Origin of the sequence: Marinomonas sp. ef1 (assembly GCF_002806845.1) — a bacterium.
GTDB lineage: Bacteria > Pseudomonadota > Gammaproteobacteria > Pseudomonadales > Marinomonadaceae > Marinomonas > Marinomonas polaris.
Genome location: NZ_NHTT01000002.1, coordinates 385,006 through 406,982 on the forward strand (window position 1 = coordinate 385,006; position 21,977 = coordinate 406,982).

General features: G+C 40.9%; 19 protein-coding genes and 3 tRNA genes. 19 read left to right on the forward strand and 3 right to left on the reverse strand.

The annotated features are described in order from the left end of the window. Positions 1-9 precede the first annotated feature (9 nt). From tolQ to nadA, 9 genes are all read left to right on the forward strand, one after another. Positions 10-690, forward strand: a complete 681-nt coding sequence (tolQ, locus tag CCS02_RS04220; protein WP_012069892.1) for a protein TolQ — start codon at positions 10-12, stop codon at positions 688-690. Further along, complete coding sequence (gene tolR / locus CCS02_RS04225) at positions 690-1,118, forward strand: protein TolR (RefSeq protein WP_100635901.1); 429 nt, start codon at positions 690-692, stop codon at positions 1,116-1,118. The genes tolQ and tolR overlap by 1 nt, the downstream gene beginning before the upstream one ends. Further along, positions 1,118-2,059 carry a cell envelope integrity protein TolA gene (gene tolA, locus CCS02_RS04230; protein ID WP_100185810.1) on the forward strand — a complete coding sequence of 314 codons (942 nt, stop codon included), beginning with the start codon at positions 1,118-1,120 and terminating at the stop codon, positions 2,057-2,059. The genes tolR and tolA overlap by 1 nt, the downstream gene beginning before the upstream one ends. Beyond that, entirely contained in the window at positions 2,059-3,357 is a 1,299-nt protein-coding gene (gene tolB / locus CCS02_RS04235) for a Tol-Pal system beta propeller repeat protein TolB (RefSeq protein WP_012069895.1), read from the forward strand. Before tolA ends, tolB begins: the two co-directional genes overlap by 1 nt. Before the next feature lie 19 nt (positions 3,358-3,376). Further along, the gene (gene pal / locus CCS02_RS04240; RefSeq protein ID WP_100185811.1) at positions 3,377-3,946 is read left to right on the forward strand and encodes a peptidoglycan-associated lipoprotein Pal; all 570 of its coding nucleotides are present in this window, start codon (positions 3,377-3,379) and stop codon (positions 3,944-3,946) included. Beyond that, positions 3,946-4,734: a tol-pal system protein YbgF gene (gene ybgF / locus CCS02_RS04245; protein ID WP_072839069.1), complete on the forward strand. Its 789-nt coding sequence runs from the start codon at positions 3,946-3,948 to the stop codon at positions 4,732-4,734. Before pal ends, ybgF begins: the two co-directional genes overlap by 1 nt. A 41-nt stretch (positions 4,735-4,775) precedes the next feature. Further along, a tRNA-Lys gene (locus tag CCS02_RS04250) sits at positions 4,776-4,851 on the forward strand. 28 nt (positions 4,852-4,879) lie between these two features. Next, a tRNA-Lys gene (locus tag CCS02_RS04255) sits at positions 4,880-4,955 on the forward strand. Between the two features lie 41 nt (positions 4,956-4,996). Then, the gene (gene nadA / locus CCS02_RS04260) at positions 4,997-6,043 is read left to right on the forward strand and encodes a quinolinate synthase NadA (protein ID WP_100185813.1); all 1,047 of its coding nucleotides are present in this window, start codon (positions 4,997-4,999) and stop codon (positions 6,041-6,043) included. A 24-nt stretch (positions 6,044-6,067) separates the two neighbouring features. Here the strand turns inward: nadA and CCS02_RS04265 are convergent, their stop codons facing one another. Further along, positions 6,068-7,582 carry a hypothetical protein gene (locus CCS02_RS04265; protein WP_100185814.1) on the reverse strand — a complete coding sequence of 505 codons (1,515 nt, stop codon included), beginning with the start codon at positions 7,580-7,582 and terminating at the stop codon, positions 6,068-6,070. 110 nt (positions 7,583-7,692) lie between these two features. Here CCS02_RS04265 and CCS02_RS04270 point away from each other — a divergent pair, with 110 nt between their 5' ends. Then, the gene (locus CCS02_RS04270) at positions 7,693-8,259 is read left to right on the forward strand and encodes a nitroreductase family protein (RefSeq protein ID WP_100185815.1); all 567 of its coding nucleotides are present in this window, start codon (positions 7,693-7,695) and stop codon (positions 8,257-8,259) included. 93 nt (positions 8,260-8,352) lie between these two features. Next, a tRNA-Ser gene (locus tag CCS02_RS04275) sits at positions 8,353-8,440 on the forward strand. A gap of 75 nt (positions 8,441-8,515) precedes the next feature. Here CCS02_RS04275 and CCS02_RS04280 read toward each other — a convergent pair. Beyond that, positions 8,516-9,565 carry a hypothetical protein gene (locus CCS02_RS04280; RefSeq protein ID WP_100635902.1) on the reverse strand — a complete coding sequence of 350 codons (1,050 nt, stop codon included), beginning with the start codon at positions 9,563-9,565 and terminating at the stop codon, positions 8,516-8,518. A 262-nt stretch (positions 9,566-9,827) separates the two neighbouring features. On the opposite strand from CCS02_RS04280, the gene CCS02_RS04285 reads away from it, so the two are divergent. Beyond that, positions 9,828-10,442, forward strand: a complete 615-nt coding sequence (locus tag CCS02_RS04285; RefSeq protein WP_157807968.1) for an inovirus Gp2 family protein — start codon at positions 9,828-9,830, stop codon at positions 10,440-10,442. A 74-nt stretch (positions 10,443-10,516) separates the two neighbouring features. On the opposite strand, the gene radC is transcribed toward CCS02_RS04285, so the two are convergent. Beyond that, complete coding sequence (gene radC / locus CCS02_RS04290; protein ID WP_100635904.1) at positions 10,517-10,978, reverse strand: RadC family protein; 462 nt, start codon at positions 10,976-10,978, stop codon at positions 10,517-10,519. A 128-nt stretch (positions 10,979-11,106) separates the two neighbouring features. Here radC and CCS02_RS04295 point away from each other — a divergent pair, with 128 nt between their 5' ends. The 7 genes from CCS02_RS04295 to CCS02_RS04325 all read left to right on the forward strand — a co-directional run bounded on the left by CCS02_RS04295 (position 11,107) and on the right by CCS02_RS04325 (position 21,950). After that, a complete protein-coding gene (locus CCS02_RS04295) occupies positions 11,107-11,289 on the forward strand; it encodes an AlpA family transcriptional regulator (RefSeq protein ID WP_100635905.1) in 183 nt (60 codons plus the stop codon). A 102-nt stretch (positions 11,290-11,391) separates the two neighbouring features. After that, positions 11,392-11,688, forward strand: coding sequence for a hypothetical protein (locus CCS02_RS04300; protein WP_100635906.1), 297 nt, complete (start codon positions 11,392-11,394; stop codon positions 11,686-11,688). A 91-nt stretch (positions 11,689-11,779) separates the two neighbouring features. Next, positions 11,780-12,553 (forward strand): hypothetical protein, encoded by a 774-nt coding sequence (locus CCS02_RS04305; protein WP_100635907.1) that lies wholly within the window; start codon positions 11,780-11,782, stop codon positions 12,551-12,553. Further along, positions 12,550-13,095 (forward strand): BREX protein BrxB domain-containing protein, encoded by a 546-nt coding sequence (locus CCS02_RS04310; RefSeq protein WP_100635908.1) that lies wholly within the window; start codon positions 12,550-12,552, stop codon positions 13,093-13,095. Before CCS02_RS04305 ends, CCS02_RS04310 begins: the two co-directional genes overlap by 4 nt. Before the next feature lie 9 nt (positions 13,096-13,104). Further along, entirely contained in the window at positions 13,105-16,578 is a 3,474-nt protein-coding gene (brxC, locus tag CCS02_RS04315) for a BREX system P-loop protein BrxC (protein WP_100635909.1), read from the forward strand. Positions 16,579-16,632: 54 nt separating this feature from the next. Beyond that, positions 16,633-20,130 carry an Eco57I restriction-modification methylase domain-containing protein gene (locus tag CCS02_RS04320; RefSeq protein ID WP_100635910.1) on the forward strand — a complete coding sequence of 1,166 codons (3,498 nt, stop codon included), beginning with the start codon at positions 16,633-16,635 and terminating at the stop codon, positions 20,128-20,130. After that, positions 20,127-21,950, forward strand: a complete 1,824-nt coding sequence (locus CCS02_RS04325; RefSeq protein WP_100635911.1) for a DUF262 domain-containing protein — start codon at positions 20,127-20,129, stop codon at positions 21,948-21,950. Before CCS02_RS04320 ends, CCS02_RS04325 begins: the two co-directional genes overlap by 4 nt. Positions 21,951-21,977: the final 27 nt, after the last annotated feature.

The following is a 21,977-nucleotide window of genomic DNA, read 5'->3' on the forward strand; positions in this document are numbered from 1 at the left end:
AGGTTAATAATGTCAATTTGGGGACTTATCGCCAGTGCTAGTTTTGTTGTTCAGCTTGTAATGTTGATACTGCTAGCTGCTTCCATTTTTTCATGGATTGTAATATTTCAAAGAATTCGTGTTTTAAAAGAAGCAAAAAAGGTGCGTACCGCATTTGAGGAAAGTTTTTGGTCGGGTATCGATCTTAGTCAGCTTTATCGCAAGCTCACACAAGAAGGTCGCAAAGTTGAAGGTATGGAAAATATCTTCACTTCTGGTATTAAAGAATTCACTCGACTAAGACAGAGTCATAATGTTGATCCAGAAGCCATTATGGATGGTGTTCAAAGAGCAATGCGAGTGGCGCTTTACAGGGAAGAAGAAAAGCTGGATCAACATCTACCTTTTTTGGCAACTGTTGGCTCAACAAGTCCTTACATTGGTTTGTTTGGTACTGTTTGGGGGATTATGCATTCTTTTATCGGTCTTGCAGAAGTTCAGCAAGCAACGTTAGCAACAGTTGCACCAGGTATCGCAGAGGCACTTATAGCAACAGCGATAGGTTTAGCTGCTGCTATTCCTGCAGTAATTGCCTATAACCGCTTCTCTTCTACGGCAGAATCCCTTGGTTCTAGTTATGAGAATTTCGCAGATGAATTTACTAGTATCCTACATCGTAAGGTACATGTGAGAGAGGGAGGCGCTGTATAGTGGCTCGCGCAAGAAGGAGAAACAAACGCCGTCCAATGGCTGAGATCAACGTCGTACCGTATATCGATGTCATGTTGGTTTTGCTTGTTATTTTTATGATTACAGCGCCAATGCTTACGCAAGGTGTTGATGTTGAACTGCCGAATGCAAATGCAGCGCCAATTCAAGATACAGAAAATGATGTCATGATTGCCTCTGTTGACTCTAAAGGTAAGTACTATTTAGATGTTGGCGGTAAGCAAGAATCAATCGCTTTATCTCAAATACAAGATAGAGTGAGAAAAGTATTAAGTCAAAACCCAAAGATGTCTGTATTAGTAAGAGGGGATAAAAATGTCCCTTATGGTGATGTCATTGGTCTTATGGTTACACTTCAACGTGCAGGTGTTCCAAATGTAGGTTTAGTGACTGAGCCGGATAAAAATTAATGAAGTGGTTACGTAGTGACAATTATAGTATCCCAACCGTGCTAGCTATAGGTTTACACGTTGGTATTGTTGTGGCAGGTTTTGTTGCTATTGATTTTAGCGACAATGAAATTCCAAAACCTAAGCGGCCGCCTATTGTTAATGCTACTGTTGTTGATATCTCTCAAACCATAATAGGTAAAAGAGAGTCTGATGAAAAAGCAGCAAAACAACAGGCAGCTGCATTAGCAGAAAAAAAGAAAAGCGAAGCTGAGCAGGCTCGAAAAAAAGAAGCACAGCGTAAGGCGTTAGAGGAAAAGCAAAAGCAGCTTGCTCAAGCTAAACAGGCAAAAGATAAAGCAGAAGCTGAAAAACAAGAAACTGAAAGAAAGCAAAAAGCAGCTGAACAAAAGCGTACAGCGCAAGAGGCAGAAAGTAAGCGTTTGGCTCAGGAGCAGGCTGATAAAAAACGTTTAGCTGAAAAAGAAGCCAGCGAAAAGAAAAAACAAGAGCTTGCTCGTAAGGCTGAAGCTGATCGAGTAGCCGAAGAAGAGCGGAAGCGTCAAGAGGAAGCCGCTAAATTGGCGGAGAAGAAGAAAGCTGAAGAGGCGGCAGCCAAGGCGGCAGCAGAAGAGGCGATGCAGCGAGCTGCTGATGAAGCTCAAATGGTTCAGTCTATCAGTGGGCTAATAAATGATAGGGTTACTGCAGCTTGGATTCGTCCTCCAAGCGCTCGAAACAATATGAAAGCTCAATTGCGCATTTATTTTCTACCTAATGGTGAAGTTATGAATGCTCAAATTACGAAAAGTAGTGGAGATGCTTTATTTGATCAAAGAGCAGTTGATGCTGTTTATAAAGTAAGAAAAATTGAAGAGTTATCGAAAGTAGACTCGTATGTTTTTGAACGAAATTTTCGTCAGGTAGATTTAATTTTTAACCCGCAAGATTTGAGAAACTAATGATGTTTAAAAAATGCTTGAGTGTTTTATTCACTTGCTTAATATTTATAAGCTCAGCTAGAGCCCAATTAGTTATTGAAATAACAAGTGGTGCAGATCAGTTATTACCTATTGCTGTTGTGCCTTTTGGATATGAGGGTGTGGATGCGCTGCCTGAGGATATTGCTCAAATAGTCGAGGCTGACTTAGCGCGTAGTGGTCTATTTCAGCCTATCCCTAGATCTAATATGTTAAGTATGCCATCAAAAGAAGCGGATGTTTTTTATAGAGATTGGCGGCTTTTGAAAAGTGATTATGTTGTTATTGGTGCAATAAAAAAGCTACCTAATAATCAATATCGTATTGGTTTCGAATTATTAAATGTTTTAAGTCAAAAGCCGGTGCAAAAGCATAGCTCTATTGATGTCAGTGCAAGAAACTTCCGCGATGCGGCTCACTATATTAGTGATAAAGTTTACGAATTATTGACAGGTACAAGAGGCGCATTTAGTACTAGAATATTATATGTTACTGCAGAAGGTGATAAAAAAGCTCCATTGTTTAAATTGCAGGTTGCAGATGCTGACGGACATCGCCCTCAAGTTGTTGTCGAATCTAAAGAGCCGATATTATCTCCGTCATGGAGTATGGATGGCAGAAAAATTGCTTATGTAATGTTTAGAAATCGACGCCCGAATATTTTCATTCAAGAATTAGCAACTGGGAAGCGTCAGCAAATCGCACAATTTAGAGGATTAAACGGTGCGCCAGCTTGGTCACCTGATGGAAAAAAATTAGCATTGGTTCTTTCTAAAGATAATAACCCTGAAATTTATACTTTAGACATCGCGACACAGAAACTTGAGCGTATGACAAACCATTATGCTATAGATACCGAGCCAAGCTGGGAGCCAGATGGTAAGGGAATTGTATTCACATCTGATCGAGGCGGTAATCCGCAGATATATCGATTAGATGTAAATAGTAAGCGTGTAGAGAGGGTTACTTTTGAAGGTGATCTAAATACCAGAGCGAGAATGACGCCAGATGGTCGCTATCTTGTTACGGTTCAAAAGAATGATGGTAATTATCATATTGCACTTCAAGATATGAAAACTGGCCGAGTTCAAATTCTCACAGAGACTTACTTAGACGAATCGCCAAGCATTGCGCCAAATGGTAGCATGGTGATGTATGCCACAACCTATCAAGGAAAGGGTATCTTAGCCGTAGTATCCGTTGATGGCCTTGTAAAATATAGGTTACCATCAGCAGACGGAGATGTACGAGAACCATCTTGGTCCCCGTATTTCAAATAAAGACATTGAGGAGTGAATAATGAGTGTAACAAAACTAGGTAAGTTTGCTGTAATTGGTTTGTCTGCAGCTTGGATTGCAGGTTGTAGCACAACAGCAACAGATACTGATTCTTCAACTGTTGCTGAAGATGCCAATTCAACTGAGCAAGCAAATGAAAATACTGACCAAACATTTGGTGCTGGTCAAGATGGCGCTATGACTAGTGTTATTGTTGATGAAAGTGCGGCTACTAATGACAATGGCATGGATTCTTTAGCTGGGGTTCAAACTGTATTCTACTTTGATTTTGATAAATCGATTGTGCGTCCAGAATCTCGTGAAGCTCTAGCAAAACATGCTGAATATTTAGTATCACACCCAGATGCACGTATCGTTTTAGAAGGTCATGCTGATGAGCGTGGTACTCGCGAATACAACATGGCTCTAGGTGAGCGTCGCGCTAAAGCAATTAGTCGTTATTTGACAATCCAAGGTGTCGCTGCTTCTCAAATTGAAACAGTAAGCTTTGGTGAAGAAGTTCCTGTTGCCTTCGGTCATGACAGTAACGCTTGGCAGTTAAACCGTCGAGTTGAAGTTCGTTACGAATAATGATTTCTAAAGTCGTAAGAATTCGCTCTTTCGCAATGGCGCTGTGTCTCACAGCGCCATTTGCGCTAGCTGAATCTCAAATGGCAAGTGGTGGACTTTCCCCTAATGCCGCTGCAGATCTACTTTTTCAATTGGAAACACTGCAACAGGAGGTTCAAAGCCTTCGTGGACAATTGGAAGATCAAGGTCATGAATTAAAGCTAATGAAAGAGAGTCAAAGAGATCGTTATATTGATCTCGATAAACGTATATCCTTACTTATGTCTGCATCTGCGAGCGAACCGAAGTATTCTTCTGCTCCAGAGCCAAGAGTAGAGCAACCAGCTACTCAAGCATCGGTACAAAAAATAAATAATTCAACTAATTCACTAGCGGCTTCGCCTCTAGCACCTATTAGTTTGCAACCACCCACTGCACAAGCTCAACAAGCTTATAATGATGCTTATAATTTAATTCGTCAGAGAAATTTTGATGAAGCGGAAACCGCATTTTCAGAGTTTGTAAAAGACTATCCGAACAATTCTTTAACAGGGAATGGTTATTATTGGTTGGGAGAAGTTAAATTAGTTCAAGGTAAGTCTAGAGAGGCTATAGAAGCATTTTCTACTGTGATTCAAAACTTTCCAGGACACAACAAAGAACAAGACTCATTATATAAGTTAGGCACTGTTAGTGATCAGCTTGGTGATACAACAAAAGCTAAGTCCTATTTACAGGATGTAATTCGACGCTTTCCCGATAGTAAAGCTGCTAAACTAGCTGCAGGGTATTTGAGTAAAATTAAATAACTTGCATTTCTCAACGGGCTCTGTAATATACGCAACCCGTTGGGTCGTTAGCTCAGTTGGTAGAGCAGTTGACTTTTAATCAATTGGTCACTGGTTCGAATCCAGTACGACCCACCAACATCTTTTTATTCCTTTTGTGATTTTTGGGTCGTTAGCTCAGTTGGTAGAGCAGTTGACTTTTAATCAATTGGTCACTGGTTCGAATCCAGTACGACCCACCAAAAACACTCATTCCGCTCCCAGTTTCTTAAGGGGTAATGATATGTCCGAACTTTTTGATAAAGCAGCACTTCGCAATACAGTTCAAAAGTATTTGTCTGAAGCAGAAAAAAGTCTTGAAATAAAATCTGTCGATGATGATCAGATTCGTGATGAGATCAAGTCTTTACTTAAGCAAAAAAATGCCGTTCTAGTTGCTCATTACTATACTGAAGATGCTATTCAAGAGCTCGCAGAAGAGACTGGTGGAATAATTGCTGACTCTTTAGAGATGGCGCGCTTTGGTGCAAATCATGACGCTAAGACTCTTGTTGTTGCCGGTGTTAAATTCATGGGTGAAACCGCAAAAATACTTAGCCCAGAAAAAACTATTTTAATGCCGACCCTTGAAGCAACATGCTCACTGGATATTGGCTGTCCGATTGAAGAGTTTTCAGCTTTTTGCGATCAGCATCCAGATAGAAAAGTGGTTGTCTATGCAAACACTTCAGCTGCAGTTAAAGCGAGAGCAGATTGGGTCGTAACCTCTAGCATTGCTTTAGATGTTGTAAATCATCTCGTAGAGCAGGGCGAAAAAATTATTTGGGCACCTGACCAGCATTTGGGGGGATATATCCAGCGTGAAACTGGTGCCGATATGATTCTTTGGGATGGTGCCTGTATCGTTCACGAAGAGTTCAAGGCAAAAGGTATTTTGGATTTAAAAGCGATATATCCAGATGCTGCCGTACTTGTTCATCCAGAATCCCCAGAAGCGGTTGTTGAGGTGGCAGATGTTGTGGGTTCAACATCCCAGTTGCTAAATGCATCAAAGAATATGTCAAATGATACCTTTATTGTCGCCACCGATAGGGGTATTTTCTATAAAATGAAGCAAGCATCACCAAATAAGCGTTTCATAGAGGCACCTACGGCTGGCTCCGGCGCAAATTGTCGTAGTTGTGCGCATTGTCCTTGGATGGCATTAAATAGCTTGGAGATGCTTCGTAACTCGCTCAGAGATAGCTCTGGTGAAATTCATGTGTCTGAAGAAACTAGAATTAAAGCATTGATTCCACTACAGCGAATGCTTGATTTTCAAGTGAAATAATTTTTATCTTCAGTTTAGGGATAGTTAACTATTTAGCGTCCCTAAATATTTCATTTCTAAATCTGAAAATGCCAGCTGTAGGCGATCACATTCAAGACTCTTTTTATTATATGTGACTCTCAGGGTTTGATAATCTTTGCTTGATATCATCTCAGATAATTTCTTTTTTAGCTCAGTGGTTGATTGAGCTAACTGTCTATTTATTTCCCTTTGCTTTATGAGTGGCTTTGACTGACTTCTAGAGCCATGAGCACCACTTAATCCAAGAGTCTCTATCTTTTGCTTTAATTCATTATTAGTGTTTTCTGCAGACTCTAACTCTTGCGCCAATAGAGTAACGCAGGTTTCTGATTCTTGCAGTAAGCGCTCTAGCATTTTTGCATCTTTATCTTGTTCTATAAGGCTAACGGATGACATGTTTTCAAGTGCGGTATTTAAGCCATCACGCAATGAGCCAAGGGTTTCTTTTTTATTTGCACTTAAAACTTGTAAATTGCCAATCGCCGTTTCATTACTTTTACTTAGCTGCTTTTCTAATTCAGCAAGTTTTGCATCTTTCACACTAATATCTTGCCTTAGTGAAGTGATGGATAAATTTGACGTCTCGAGTTCTGCTTCTAATTGCAGTATTAGCACTTGTGACTCTTTAGACATACGCTCCATTTTGGTTATAGCAACTTTTTGAGCCTCAATAGCTGCATATGTATTATTGTTTTTATATGCCTTGTCTATCTCACTCTTAAGTTGCTCGATTACCATTTTTTGCCGATCAGAAAGGCTGCTTAAGCTAGAAATTTGTTTAAAGGAAGCGTTGCGTATCGCTTTTTCTTGCTTTTGAGCAGTTGGAATCTGCAAATTGAATTCGGAGCTACTTCCTGTATGATCAGATTGTTTTTGCTCTAATTTTTTAATTTTTTCCTGTAAGTCATCAATTTCAATCTTTAACCTCTGCTGTTCTGCTTTTTTTAATTCTAATTGCTTGAGGCGCTTTGTAGCTCGATCAATATTTTTTCGTAAATCTTCATTTAGCAAAGTTTGGTTTTTTGATAGTGACTCTTTAGTAATAAGTATTTCGGTTGCCTGAAAAAACTCGTCTTCCATCTCCTTTAGATTTTGATGTAATTCTTCAGGGTTGGTTGTTTGTAATTTAGGTGCTGACAATGCGTACAATAAACTTGATAAGAAGCGGTTTAATATAGGCTTCGGTTTTTCACTAACTTGATTTAACAGAATAGCTCTTTCTGCTTTAAGTACTGTCCCCCAAATTTTCAATCTGTTTATTTCATGCGGATCTAGCTTACCCGGTACAATGGAATGTGCAGCAAAATTAATCTGCAAATCTAAGAAGTGGGCTAATCCCTTGTAAGAGTTTGAGTCATCTATTCCATCAGTAGGGTCCAAAGTCTCTTTAGGGGAAACGCTAGTGTGTTTTTCTAACTTCTTTTTGGCAAGTGAATGAGACAGCCATAAAAAAACACCATTGGCCAACAGTAGGAATGTACTTAACTCAAGCAGTGCCCAAATCAACCACTTTGACATAAAAACTCCTAGACCCTAAAGTAATAAATATGATATCCATTATCATTAAACTATAGCAAATCATTATTTTAGCTTGCTGTTTTTCTTATGTTAGCGGAATTAAATATTTTATGAGTAAAGAATTTATAACATTCATGCGTAATCGTGTATCACAGGCAGCACTTAACTCACCAGCGCCATCCGAAAGCGAATGGGAGTCCATTCTTAGCGCTGCAAGTCGCGCTGCGGACCATGGAAATCTTAAGCCGTGGCGTTTCTGTATTTATGAGGGGGAGGGGCGAGCAAAACTTGGTCAAATTTATTGGCATCATGCTTTATCTGAAGTAGAACTAATGCCTGAGAGCAAGGAGGACGCTTTTGTTAAAAAGGCATATCGAGCACCAGCTGTTTTGTTAATCTATGCGCGAATTCAGGATCACCCAAAAGTCCCTCCAATAGAGCAGATTATGGCAGCTTCTGCGGCCGCTCAACAAGTTTTATTGGGATTAAATGCGCTTGGTTATGGTGGTATGTGGCGCAGTGGCCCAGCGTGTTTCACTCAAAAAACAAAAGACCTTTTATCACTAGAAAAAAATGATCAAATAATTGGGCTAATTTATGCTGGAACGCCAAAAGAAAAATCAGCATTTACTCCAGAAGTAGAGCTTGGTACTCACTTAAAATGGGTAAGAGATTAATTTTTAAGACTAATTTGATAAAAACTAGTTGCAATCCTTTTCCCTCATCACTAGAATATGCGCACAAATTACGCACTGCGTATATAAGGTTTAGGTGAGCTGTCCGAGTGGCCGAAGGAGCACGCCTGGAAAGCGTGTATGTCGAAAGGCATCAAGAGTTCGAATCTCTTGCTCACCGCCATTACTCCAGTAAAATCAAAGGTTACAGAGTGATTTTTGATTTTGTGCTGCATAAAGTAATACATAAAAAATCAGCTTAAGATTGTCTCTTAAGCGGATTTTTTATTACTCCATTGGCGAAAAGGCGGTTGTATTCGTCAATTAGCGTATCTCCAATTGCTTTTTTAAGCACCTTCTCCGGCTCTATACCTATCGCGTTAGATATCTCTAAAACTATTTTATAGTCATCTTTGGTTAATATCTCTCCCCTTATTTTTGCTTTTGCTTTATTTGGCCTACTTCTAGTGTTGTGTACGCTCCAAGCTTTTCGGATTTTTTTATCTAAGTTATTGAATTCAATTTCTTCTAGCACCATTGCCAGAAATAGTATGCTAGCCGCAGTTGTATCCTTAGTGTATAGGGTTTTGCCGAATAGTTTTTGGTTGCGTCGGTCAATATATTCTTGTTTCGACATATACATCTGCAGCCATCTTATATTCCTGCTCTTTGTGGTGAACGTTTCTATAAGCCAGCTTGAGAGAGTTTTGCCTCGCAAGAGTTTCCTATGAAAATGTTCAATGGTGTTAGTCGTAAAGCCTCTGGGTGAAAATATTAGTGCGCACTCAAGGTTAAGCCATAATTCCAAAGTCGTTAAGCTTGCTAGCTCTTCGGTAGTAGCGTGTATTGAGACGAATGTATTTTTATATCCTCTCCTTTCAATAGCGCTTTGCTCTAGCGAATACTCGTAAGTATGCATTTCATTTTTTTTGTAAATATGATAATCGAACAATGGTACGTTCGGGATGCTCTGAATAACTAAAATATTGAGAGCTATTAGTTCGGTTTGACTAATCATACCCAGGCGTTGTAGCAATTCTGAATGTTTATCTTGGTGGTGATAATTGCCAGATCTGATAGCAGTCTGTTTTGTTTCACTTTTAATTGGGGTATATGTTAACTCGGTTATATCGCTATATTTTGGGTCAAAAACTCGCAGCTTAATCATTAAGTTGAATTGCTGCTCAGGCATTCTTAGCAGGTTGATGGGGTCAATTTTACGCTGTTGCTTCCAACTAAGTTGGCTTAGTGCTTCAAGTGCTGTAATTTGAATTTTCTCAAATCTTGAAATTGATGAATTAATATTCATGTAGTAATTGCCGTAGAAAATAAGTAGTAATAGTGTAGTAGTAAATAAGCGCCTGATCATTGATTTTAGAGGGCTGTGGCGCTAATTAATATCAGAGTAGCTAGTTCCTTGTATGCTAGATCATTCGAGGTGATAAGGTAAAGCTTTTGTGTGGTGAATTGGCGTTTGGTGATGTCGGTTTAATAATATATATAGGTATCAGGTAAGATAAAATTACAGGCTATCTCTTATGTGGAACAAACCACAACAAGAGATAAGAGACATGACAAACACGTTTAACAATCTACCAATCCATTCACCGCTAGCAACATCAAATAAAGACTACCTAATCAAGCTAGTTGAGCTGATTAACACTAGTATCAGTTTGTCTAGCAGGGTTACTGCTTTTCGCTTTGATCTAAGGTTTCCAGAAAGTCACAAAGAATTTAATGATGGGACTATCACTAAATTCTTTGAGTCGTTGAAGGCTCAGCTAACAGCTAAAGATAAAAAAACGTTTAGGGAAGGGAGGAGGGTTCATCCAAACAATCTTCGTTACGCTTGGGTAAGAGAGCGTGACTCGTCCATTTCAGACCACTACCATTGCGTTATATTGGTTAACAAGGACGCTTATTCTATTTTGGGCAATTATGATAAATGGGGAGGGAATATGGCTTCTAGGATCAAACTGGCTTGGGTCAGTGCGTTGGGAGGGGCAAACACACCAATCGAGGGTTTAGTTCACTTTCCGAAAAATGGTACATATTACCTAGATTTGAATAAGGAGGATTATTGGAAGAACTATTCAGATTTATTTTATCGACTCAGTTATTTCGCGAAAAATGCCACTAAGTGCTATGGAGATGGGCGCAGAAGCTTTGGTTGTAGTCGGCTTTAGCGGTTTTTCGAAGATAATATATATCTCAGCATTTTTTAAATCAGGAGGCATTTCTGCCTCATAACTGTTTTTAGTCATAGATATCCATTCCCTGCAAGAGAGTATGAATCCTCGCCCACAATAATGTGGTCGAGGGTTCTAACATCGACCAGTGCTAATGCTTTCTTTATTTGCTCTGTTATCTGTATGTCTGCCTGAGATGGAAGCGTTATTCCAGATGGATGATTGTGCGATAAAATAACCGCTGCGGCATTGTAGGATAAGGCTACTTTAACAATTTCTCTTGGATAGACGGATGCGGAATCAATGGTGCCAAAGAAAAGCTCTTTGTAAGCGATCAGGCGATGCTGTGAGTCCAGTAGCAAAAGGGCAAATACTTCTTGGTCGCGACAGGATAGCTTTGCCATAAGGTATCTCTGAGCCTCTGTAGCACTTGTGTATGCGCCACCTTCACGGTGGAAGTGTTCTTTGATGATGTTTGCAGCTGCATCAAGCACATCTTGCTTTGTTTTGTAGGTAAAAGGATGACTGGTCATAGATTACTCCTTGATTTGCTTTGTATGATCAAAGAGATGATGTAGGTCTGATTTTTTTTGAAATGTGATGGATCTTCAAACAAAAATTACAGCCACGCAATTTGATGAACTAATACGAGGGCATCAAAATGCGAGTCATGAAATTAAATGAAGTCATCAACACTACAGGGCTATCTAGATCATCCATCTACGCTTACATGTCAAAAGGCAGTTTTCCAAAACCAATTCAACTTGGACCAAGAGCAGTAGCCTGGGTTGAAGAAGAGGTTCAAGGATGGTTAATGGAAAGAGTGAGTCAGAGTCGTTTGTGAGTGCTCTAGTTTATTCAGATGATTAGACTTAGCAGTAGTAATAGCTCCATAATTCAAGGCTACTAATTATTATCAATCAAAGGTTAAGAGGCGTTAGCTTTTATGGACGATAAAAAACTAAGTCGTTACCTTCAATCTGTAGGCCAAGCTTGTTTTGTAAGGTATTTTGAAGAGTTTTCTTCGGATACGTTGTCACGGGATGCCTTAATAGCCAAGTTGCTTGACCAAACGACTTATACCGAAAAATCTTGTGCTTCAAGAGTTAGTAAGGCGCGTAGCATTTTAAAAGCTGGGCTAGCAGATAAAGCTTTATCTCTGATTGCTTTTTCTAGTTCAGGTCGTGTTAGTGAAGAAGTTAAGGAGAAAGCTAGAGGTTACCTTGTTGAAATGCATTCGTAATTTTTAGTCCGATATGAAATTTTTAGCTGTGTAGATCACTTTTAGGGTAAGTTGTTGTAGAATTTGACTTTTATCTCTAAAAGAGTAAGTGATGACGTTACGGACCGAACAGCAATTAACCAAGCTTGGCTTTAAATTTGGGAAAAATGGTGCTCATTCTGCCCGTAGTATGATGATTGTTGAGTTAAAATATCTATTGGATACTTTTGATGAAGATACGACGCCTGATATCTATAAACGGGCAGTGGTGGATTTGAATGTATTGCACAAGCCAACAGAGAAGTCTCGCACGTTAACTTCTCGCCATTTGATAGATCTTTACGGTCTTGACCTTCAACTTCCTTTGTTTAATGTTCTTCGGCAATGGTGGGAGCGTGATGAAGCCTCTCAGCCAATTCTTGCATTACAACTAGCTATCGCTCGTGATCCATTGTTACGCGCTTCTTGTAAGATTGTTGTGCCTATGCAGGTAGGTGAGCACCTATCACGTGAAGAGGTGGAGGCGTTCCTTGCTAAAGATGATCCAGATCGTTTCAGCGCGGCCTCACTAAAATCCTTTGCACAAAATTTAAATGGTACTTGGACACAAGCTGGTTATTTATCTGGTCGAAACAAAAAGTTTCGTGAAGAACCGATCATTAGTTATGTGCACGTAGCGTTTGCATTGTTCTTAGCGCATTGTCACGGCATTAGTGGGCAGCGACTTTTTGATAGTCAGTGGTGCCAGTTTCTTGATCAATCCAAAGACCGACTTTACGAATTAGCGTATATTGCTTCTTTACGAGGACTGCTTAATTTCAAACAAGCCAGCGACATAGTTGAGGTAACATTTCCAACCATTACGCTACCCAAGGAAACACAATGACAGACCGCCTATCAAAATTGCTAACAAGCTTCGAAAAACACATTAGTATTCCCTGGCCTGCAGCGGTTTCTGCTCACGAACGTACGATTTTCTTGGTCTACAACAAACAAGATGAACTTAAACTCCGAGCTCGTGTGGGTGAGTTCGAGCTTGCTTCTACCCAAAGTAATCATCCTTGGACTTTGCTCGACTTAACACACGGTTTTGAGCTATGGATGTCAGATCAAGATTACAAAGAAACCTATTTTGAAGACCCAGAGTATCTGGAAGGTTTGTATGATGACTTTGCCGATGAGCTGGTAAATAAACTAATTGAGCAAGTTAATGTCAACCAATCTAAAGACAGTGTTATTGCTTTATTAGGGTGTGGGACGTTATTTGGCTTTGCATCCGTATCGGGAGTAGTTGAGGCTTTAGCCAATAAAGTCACCGGGAGGTTAGTTGTCTTTTTTCCTGGTGAAGTAGAAAACAACAATTATCAACTTTTGGACGCCAAAGATGGTTGGGGCTACCATGCCACGGCTATCACCGCGACAGTATAAGGAATTAAAATGCTAAACCGTGATATTTTTGTTAATGATCCTATCGATAGCCGCCTTGCCAACAATGGTGTGGCACAAGTCAAAGATGACCAATCTGAAGGTGCTTTAGCCACTTTAGAATATGAGCTTCGTACCTTCGTTTGTGATGGCGCATATCAAGAAGGTTTAAATAACATACTTAATAATTTTCTAAGTGCTGTGAAGAGTGGTGGAGAGTTACCAGGAGTTTGGATCAGTGGCTTCTTTGGATCGGGTAAATCCCATTTAGCAAAAATGTTACGGACATTATGGACAAATCAAACAATTAATGGCGTTTCAGCACGTGATATCGCCGATTTACCAGAAGTAATTACCAAACAATTGAAAGAACTAACTGCATTGGGCTTAGCTAATGGCGGCCTACATGCGGCTTCCGGTACGTTATCTGCTGGAGCAAGTGATCGAGTGCGTCTTGCATTGCTCGACATTATTTTTAAATCAGCCGGTTTACCAGAGCAATATCATCAAGCGCGTTTTGTTATGTGGCTCAAAGCACAAGGTGTTTTAAAGCAAGTTCAGGAACACGTTGAGGCCAATGCTAAGCGTAAAGAGGGCATAGATCTTTGGTTAAACGAAGTAAAAAATCTTCATGTTTCTCCCATCTTACATAACGCTGTACTTGATGCTATTCCTGGTTTTGCATCCGATATTAAAGAAGTGCGCGAAATGATGCGTGCTCAATATCCTATTGTAAAAGACGTCACCAATGACGAAATGGTTGATGCAATCACTGATGCGTTAAGTCATAACGGTGAACTACCATTGACCTTAGTAGTGTTGGATGAAGTACAACAATATATTGGTGATAATATCCAGCGTGCACTTGATGTTCAAGAAACCGTTGAAACTTGTTGTGGTGCGGGAGCACTGAAATCGAAGTTACTTTTTGTAGCGACAGGTCAAAGCGCGTTAACGGGAATGGCCAATCTACAGCGTCTAATGGGGCGATTCCAATTACCGGTACAACTTGAAGACACCGATGTAGATAAGGTAATCCGTAAGGTCATTTTACAGAAAAAAGCGTCTGCTACAGGTGCAGTGCAGACTGTATTGAATGACAACCTTGGAGAAATCTCTCGCCACTTACGTGGCAGCACTATCGAGCATAATAAAGACGATGAGAAATGGATGGTTCCCGATTATCCATTGCTGCCCGTGCGCCGCCGTTTTTGGGAAAAGGTCTTACCAGCGATTGACCGAACAGGGACTGGCTCTCAGCTGCGCAACCAATTACGCGTGGTTCACGAAGCACTTAAAGTAACGGCCAACAAAGAATTGGGCTATGTCGTACCAGCAGATTACCTATATGACCAAATATCCACCAGCTTACTGCAAACCGGTGTTATCTCAAAAGATATCTACGAAGACATCAGTCGTAAAAAAGGCGGTTCGGAAGAGCAGCGTTTACAAGGTCGTATCTTGGCGTTGATTTTATTGATTGGTAAATTGCCTGAAGAAAAAGAGTTGGGTATTTATTCAACTGAAGAAACGCTTGCAGATCTATTATTAGAGGACTTAGAGAAAGACAAGCATACCTTGCGTCCGTTAGTGCCTAAAATGTTAGCTCAGCTTGAATCCGAACACCTTGTCATGTCTTTAGACACCGTTCAAGGTCGGGTTTATCACTTACAAACGGTAGAGAGTCAGGCTTGGTATGATGAACTGCGTCGGCAAGAAAACGATCTTCTTGGAAACCTGCAAAATATCGAATCTTATCGCACAAAAGAGATTCAGAACTACGTGCGTAAACAAGTTAATCTAGCCATGGTTAATCAAGGTGAAACGCAAGTTCCGCGAGCAATTCAACTTTATTTTGATTTAGAGTTACCTAAAAATGCACAAAATCAATTGTGCGCCTGGGCTCCAGAACAAACCGAAAAACAATTTTTAGATGCGGCTCTAGGTGCTGACCAAGAAGACGCTACCATTTTTATCTATGTACCTGAATCACACCGTTCAGAACTTCGTAAAGCCATTGTTACCATTAAAGCGGCAGAAAATACGGTAGATGTTCGTGGTGGTCGCCCAAGTACCGAAGCGGGTAAAGATGCCATGAAGGCCATCAATACTCGTCAACAAGAAGCAGAAAATACCAAGAATGCGCTGTTAAAAGACATCTACAGTCATATTCAGGTACGCCTTGCAGGTGGACAAGAAGTTGAAGGGCTCACTCTAACTGAGCAAGTACAAGCTGCGGGTAAACTCGCTTGTGATCGCCTATACAGCAAATTCAAAATTGCTGACAGTAAGGGTTGGGATAAGGTCTATGATTCGGCGACTGAGCATCTAGATCCTAACGCTTTAGGGAAACTTGGCTATAACGGTGAACCAGACAAACATCCTGTTTGTGCTGAAATCCTCCGTTTTGTTGGCACCATGAAGCTAGGTAAAGAGGTCCAAGAGTACTTTGAGCAACCGCCTTTCGGATGGAGTAAAGATACCATTCAGGGGGCAATGTGCGCACTAGCTGCATCAGGTGTCCTTAAGGTGGCCGATAACCAAGAAAATGCTGTGTCTGTCAAAGATATGCGCAGCAATAAATGGCGTGAAGTCAAATTCCGCCCTGAAAAGGTCAGTCTTTCTAAAGCGCAAATTATTAAGGTGCGAGGAATTGTCTCTGCATTATTAGATAAGCCTTGTAACAACGGTGAGGAAGCAGCGAAACTACCTGAAGCGTTAGCTCATGCTAAACGAATGGCAGATCAAGCGGGTGGTGATGCGCCATTGCCATCACCACCAAACACCTCGTTAATTGCTGAACTGCAAATGTATTCGGGCAATGAACAACTTCAAAAAGCTTATGAAAACCAGCAACAGTTAGTGGATGATTTTAAGTACTGGAACGATCTACAAATCAAAATCGATCAGCGTCTAAAAGATTGGGCAAAGCTTAAGCAGGCAATTAAATACTGCAAAGATCTTCAAATCCATGAAAAGCTTGAAGTGGAAGCACAAGCCATTACGCATCAACGAAGCTTATTAATAGAACCAAACCCGGTAAGTCCCTTATTAAAAGACGCTACCACAGCGCTGCGTGATGCATTAACGGCCCATCGTAGTCGTTACGAAGAAGACTACAATACCTGTTTACAAGATCTTAAAGAAGACGAGCACTGGCAGAAACTCGATGAAACTAAACGCCATGGTTTTTTATTCCAGCGCCGTTTAGACAGCGTACCAGACATTCAGATCAGCACTTTGGAAGATGCGTTTGATTCTCTCGACAGCATTAGCTTTGAGCAATGGAATGACAAAGCCGCCGCCTTGCCAGGTTTGTTTGATGCCTTACTCAAAGATGCCATAAACGAGCTACTGCCAAAAACCAAGTATCATAAGCTCAATAAACGAGTGATTAACAATGAGGATGAGCTAAAAGCCTGGCTTGACTACGTAGAACAAGAGCTGCGTGCGCAATTGATTAATGGTCCTGTGATGCCGAGTTAACGCGCTATTTTTTAATGATAAACGAATACGCAAACACATTTTTTAGGATACAACATGCGACAGTCATTAGATAAAGCGTTACGTAAGCAATTAGAAACGACCGTAATCAAAGCCCGTGATGTAGTTGAGCAAGCGGTTACGGAAGCACTCACCCGTCTAGGGGTTGCCGAGGCACAAGCGCCAACCTATTTGAGTAACGCTGAGCGCGCTCTGCGAAACTCTTTGCGAGCTCATGGTCGTCAGTTGGGTGATAAGCTCACCGATGGCAAACAAACTACCGATGCTTTAATTAATGAAATGGCTTACGAGCATTGGCATCGAATGCTTTTCGCCCGCTTTCTAGAGCAAAATAACCTACTTATGTATGATGAGTACACATCGGTAACATTAGACGAATGTGCAGAGCTTGCCGAAGAAGAAGCAGATTGCAAAGATGGTCTTGAGCTTGCCGGTCGCCTTGCAGCAAAAATGCTGCCGCAGATCTTTCGTACTGAGTCCCCCGTGTTTCAATTAACGCTGTCGATCAACCACACCAATACCTTAGAATCATTAATCTCCAAATTAGACCCTGCTGTTTATCAGGCCCAAGACAGTTTGGGTTGGTGTTACCAGTTCTGGCAAACCAAAAAGAAACAACAGGTTAACGAGTCTGGCGTAAAAATTGGTGCTCAAGAACTCAGTCCAGTAACACAATTGTTCACAGAACCCTATATGGTAAGTTTCTTACTTGATAACGCCTTAGGCGCTTGGTGGGCCAACAAACGTCTTACTCAAGATGACCTGTGTCGTGCCAACAACGAGCAAGAGCTGCGTGAAAAAGCTGCGATTCCTGGCGTGCCTCTAAATTACTTACGCTTTGTTAAGCAACAAGAATCACAAGAACAGGAACAAGGCGAACCACAATGGCAACTTGCGTCAGGTGGTTTTGAGCAATGGCCAACAAACTTGAGTGAACTAAAAACTCTCGATCCTTGTTGTGGATCTGGTCACTTTTTGGTTGCGGTATTCCTCATGCTAGTCCCCATGCGTATGCATCAAGAAGGACTCAGCGCTCGTGACGCGGTAGATCAGGTTATTCGTGAAAACCTACATGGTTTAGAGCTAGATCAACGCTGCGTTGAGTTGGCGGCCTTTGCTATCGCATTGGAAGCCTGGCGTTTTCCAGAGGCGGGTGGTTATCGTGCATTACCTGAACTGCATTTAGCCTGTTCCGGTTTATCGATTCATGCGGCCAAAGACGAATGGAAAACCATCAGTGCAGCCGCTGGTAAGCAAAATCTAACTATAGCGCTAGACAGCCTGTATCAAACTTTTAAAGATGCACCAGTACTCGGCAGCTTAATCAATCCGCGCCGTAGTACTGCCGCGAACATTGCTGAATGGACGGAACTACACCTTGCCCTAAACACGGCTTTACAAGCCGATCAAAGCCACGCTGACGACAACCAAACCACCACTGTAAGTCAACGTATCGAAGCTGGCATTGTCGCTCAAGGCATCACTAAAGCCACCGAGCTATTAACCGATCAATACACTTGGGTCATTACCAATGTGCCGTATCTTAAGCGTGCTAAACACTCAAATACACTAAGCAGTTTTATAAATAAGCTATATGCGGATTCGAAAGCTGATTTGGCGACAGTTTTTTTAGAACGATGCTTGGAATTCTGTTCAATAAACGGAACTATTAGTGTGGTATTACCACAAAATTGGTTGTTTTTAACTAGTTATAAAAAATTACGTTTAAAGTTACTAACAAATGAGAAAATCAACTCGATTATTAGGCTTGGTGCAGGTGCTTTTGAAACGATATCTGGTGAAGTAGTTAAAGCTATTTTGTTGAGTGTAAGTCCAAATAGAACACCTTCGATTAGTAACGATGACTATCACGAAATTATGGGGTTAGATGTTTCAAATATTAAAGGAGCACTAGATAAAGCGTCTTTATTAATACACTCTAGTTTTGTAAAAGTTAATCAATATGCTCAAATAAAAAATGCTGATTATTTCATTAGTTTTGAGGGTGATAATAATGCTTCAAAACTTTCTGAATTTTCGAAGGGGCTAGCTGGAATTCTTAATGGTGATTCACCAAGATTTCTAAAGGTATTTTGGGAAATAATAAATAGAGGAGAACTTTGGAGTTTTCAACAGACTACCCAAAATGTCTCCGACCACTATGGCGGATATCAAAACTTAGTTCTTTATGATGAACTCAATGGTCATTTACGAGAAGAAAAATGGATTAGGAGGGAAAGGCTTCACGACTCTGATCAGAGAGGTCAAGCTGTTTTAGGCAGACATGGTATTGGTGTGTCCTCGATGGGAGACCTGCCTGTTTCCATATTTAGAGGGAATAGATACGACTCAAATGTAGCTGCAATAGTTCCGTCGGATCATTCTATAATAACGGCACTTTGGTGCTATTGCTCATCTAAAGAATACTTCTCGGATGTCCGCCAAATCGATCAAGCTCTTAAAGTCACTAATGCAACTTTAGTAAAGGTTCCTTTTGATCTTGAGTACTGGTCTAAAGTCGCAGAAGACCAGTATCCTAATGGCTTACCAGAACCTTATACAAATGATGCAACACAATGGATTTTTCATGGTCACCCCTGTGGCTCTGTGGTGTGGGATGAAGAAACTAAATGGACTGCAGAAGGTGAGTTGCGTACCGACGATAACGTCGCACAAGTGGCTGTTGCTCGTTTATTAGGCTATCAATGGCCCGCAGAATTAGATCCTGAAATGGAGCTAAGTGCTGAGCAACGAGCGTGGGTTGAGCGCTGCGCTGAGTTGACCGAGTTTGTGGACGACGATGGTATTGTTTGTTTGCCAGCCTTGCGTGGCGAAGGCCGAGCGGCAAAACGCTTAGTTGATCTGTTAATGAAAGCCTATGGGCCAGCTTGGAGCACGACAGTAGAAGAGAAACTGCTGAAATCCTTAAAAGCGAAAGACTGGGAAAGCTGGCTACGCGAGAAATTCTTCGAACAGCACTGTAAACTCTTTCAAAACCGCCCGTTTATCTGGCAGATTTGGGATGGAGAAAAAGACGGTTTCTCTGCGCTAGTTAATTATCATAAGCTAGATTACAAAGGCTTAGAGCGGTTAATCTATACTTACTTAGACAGCTGGATCAGTCATCAGAAGCAAGATGTTGCAGCGGGTGTTGATGGTGCCGATATTCGTCTCATCGCCGCGGAAAACCTCAAGAAACAACTCGTTGCTATTCTTGAAGGAGAGCAGGGGTTAGACATCTTTGTTCGATGGAAGCCACTATCCGAACAACCAATTGGCTGGAATCCAGACCTAAATGATGGTGTTCGTCTTAACATCCGCCCCTTTATGCTCGCTAAAGATGTCGGCAAAAAAGGCGCAGGTGTCTTGCGTGCTAAACCCAACGTGCACTGGAAAAAAGATCGCGGCACCGACGTACCTTCTGCATCCTGGTATCACCTAGGGCTAGAATACGGCGGCAAAGAAGGCGACCGCATCAACGAACACCACTTAACACTACAAGAGAAGAAAATAGCCAGGGAGCAGGTGAAGTGATTGATTCTGTAAAGAACTACGCAGTATCCGCTTTATTAAGTGTTGATGAAAAAATCATCTATACCATTCCACGTTACCAACGAGAATACACTTGGGGTAAATGGCAATGGGACACACTTTTTGAAGATTTGGTTGAAAACGATAAGAACTATTTTTTAGGTTCAATTATTTGTATCAACCAGACTAAAGATTCTCTGGAGGTTCGTTCATTAGAGCTTGTGGATGGGCAGCAACGAATGACAACTTTGTCTATTTTTATGGCTGCTGTTTATGCTCATTATTGTAACCCTGATTTTAAAACAACGGATGACCTTATTGGCGCACGTCTTAACCTTAAGAATAAATTGATCTTAAAAGGTGTCACGAATCAATCGCGATTAGTGCCGCAGGTACAGAATAACAACCAGCAAGATTATCGCTATGTGTTAAAAGAAGCTGGATTATTTAGTGATGCTGATTACATTGCTCATATGGGTAATCGCCGAATCATGCGTGCTTACCGTCATTTTCATTTACGTGTAGAAGAGTTTTTGAATGAAGTAGATAGTATCGATGCTAGGTTAGTTGCGTTAGATGGGCTGATCGAAAAAATTAATACAGCTACTCTAGTGAAAATCGAAGTGTCTAGTCATTCGGACGCTTACACCTTGTTTGAGTCTTTAAACAACCGTGGTGTACCACTAACGGCCATTGACTTAATTAAAAACAAACTGCTTTCTAAACTAGAAGTGTCTGAAAAAGGTTCGATTGACCAAGACTACGATGATTGGAAAAAAGTGCTTGAAGCATTAGGAGACGACTATGCTGTTCAAGAGCGCTTCTTTCGCCACTACTACAATGCTTTTAAGCCTACACTAAAAGAAATTGTTAACGTGTCCGTGGCAACTAAGTCTAACTTGATGCAGGTTTACGAAAAACTTATTGCTCATGATGCAAAGATATTTTTAACCAAAATGATTCGACATTCTGAGTGGTACTCTCAGATTATTAGCAATAAAGACGTGCCTGAGCAACCAAAGCTAAGCTATCTTCTTCAAGATCTGGCTCGTGTCCAAGGCGTGCCTTCGTACTTGCTAATGATGTTGCTATTCGCAAAGCGTGAAGAGTTGAAACTTGATTACTCGCATTTAGAGTTAGTAACTAAATCATTAATCGCATTCTTCGTTCGTCGTAATGCTACTGACAAACCAGCTACACGAGATCTGACACGAATCTTTATGGGAATAGCGGAAAAACTACTTTCAAATAATGTATCAGATCAACTTTCTTATAGCAGTGAACAAGTCGTTGCACTTATCGTAGAAGCTTTACAAGATGTAAGTACCGACGAAGATACGTTGAGAAAAGCGCTATCTGGCAACCTTTATGAAGAGAATACAGCACTTTGCCGTTTCTTGCTTTGCGCCATTGAGCAGCGCTATATGACCCGTGAAACCTCAAAAGATTTGTGGCAGTTGCGTGGCAAAAAATACCTCTGGAGTATAGAGCACATATTTCCTCAGGGTGAAAATGTACCAGATTGCTGGGTCGATATGATTGCTGAGGGGGATAAAATTCTAGCCAAAGGGTACCTTGAAACGCATGTTCATCGTATCGGAAATTTAACTCTAACAGCCTACAATGGAGAGTTGAGTAACTTTTCTTTTGATAAGAAACAAAATTTAAAAGATAAAGTGTCAGATGCAGCTGTGGGATATAAAAACGGTTTGTATTTAAACAAGGACCTTGTCGATCCTGATAGTTGGACAATTGCACAGATCGAAGCCAGAACAGTGAAGTTAGCGAATGTGATATTAGATATGTATCCGATTACTGGCTAAAAGAGCGTTTGATTGTACAATGTTCCC

Coding starts and splice junctions, on each gene's coding strand:
- tolQ (WP_012069892.1), top strand. CDS start 10: ATGTCAATTTGGGGACTTATCGCCAGTGCTAGTTTTGTTGTTCAGCTT.
- tolA (WP_100185810.1), top strand. CDS start 1,118: ATGAAGTGGTTACGTAGTGACAATTATAGTATCCCAACCGTGCTAGCT.
- tolB (WP_012069895.1), top strand. CDS start 2,059: ATGATGTTTAAAAAATGCTTGAGTGTTTTATTCACTTGCTTAATATTT.
- pal (WP_100185811.1), top strand. CDS start 3,377: ATGAGTGTAACAAAACTAGGTAAGTTTGCTGTAATTGGTTTGTCTGCA.
- ybgF (WP_072839069.1), top strand. CDS start 3,946: ATGATTTCTAAAGTCGTAAGAATTCGCTCTTTCGCAATGGCGCTGTGT.
- nadA (WP_100185813.1), top strand. CDS start 4,997: ATGTCCGAACTTTTTGATAAAGCAGCACTTCGCAATACAGTTCAAAAG.
- CCS02_RS04265 (WP_100185814.1), bottom strand. CDS start 7,582: ATGTCAAAGTGGTTGATTTGGGCACTGCTTGAGTTAAGTACATTCCTA.
- CCS02_RS04270 (WP_100185815.1), top strand. CDS start 7,693: ATGAGTAAAGAATTTATAACATTCATGCGTAATCGTGTATCACAGGCA.
- CCS02_RS04280 (WP_100635902.1), bottom strand. CDS start 9,565: ATGAATATTAATTCATCAATTTCAAGATTTGAGAAAATTCAAATTACA.
- CCS02_RS04285 (WP_157807968.1), top strand. CDS start 9,828: ATGACAAACACGTTTAACAATCTACCAATCCATTCACCGCTAGCAACA.
- radC (WP_100635904.1), bottom strand. CDS start 10,978: ATGACCAGTCATCCTTTTACCTACAAAACAAAGCAAGATGTGCTTGAT.
- CCS02_RS04295 (WP_100635905.1), top strand. CDS start 11,107: ATGCGAGTCATGAAATTAAATGAAGTCATCAACACTACAGGGCTATCT.
- CCS02_RS04300 (WP_100635906.1), top strand. CDS start 11,392: ATGGACGATAAAAAACTAAGTCGTTACCTTCAATCTGTAGGCCAAGCT.
- CCS02_RS04305 (WP_100635907.1), top strand. CDS start 11,780: ATGACGTTACGGACCGAACAGCAATTAACCAAGCTTGGCTTTAAATTT.
- CCS02_RS04310 (WP_100635908.1), top strand. CDS start 12,550: ATGACAGACCGCCTATCAAAATTGCTAACAAGCTTCGAAAAACACATT.
- brxC (WP_100635909.1), top strand. CDS start 13,105: ATGCTAAACCGTGATATTTTTGTTAATGATCCTATCGATAGCCGCCTT.
- CCS02_RS04320 (WP_100635910.1), top strand. CDS start 16,633: ATGCGACAGTCATTAGATAAAGCGTTACGTAAGCAATTAGAAACGACC.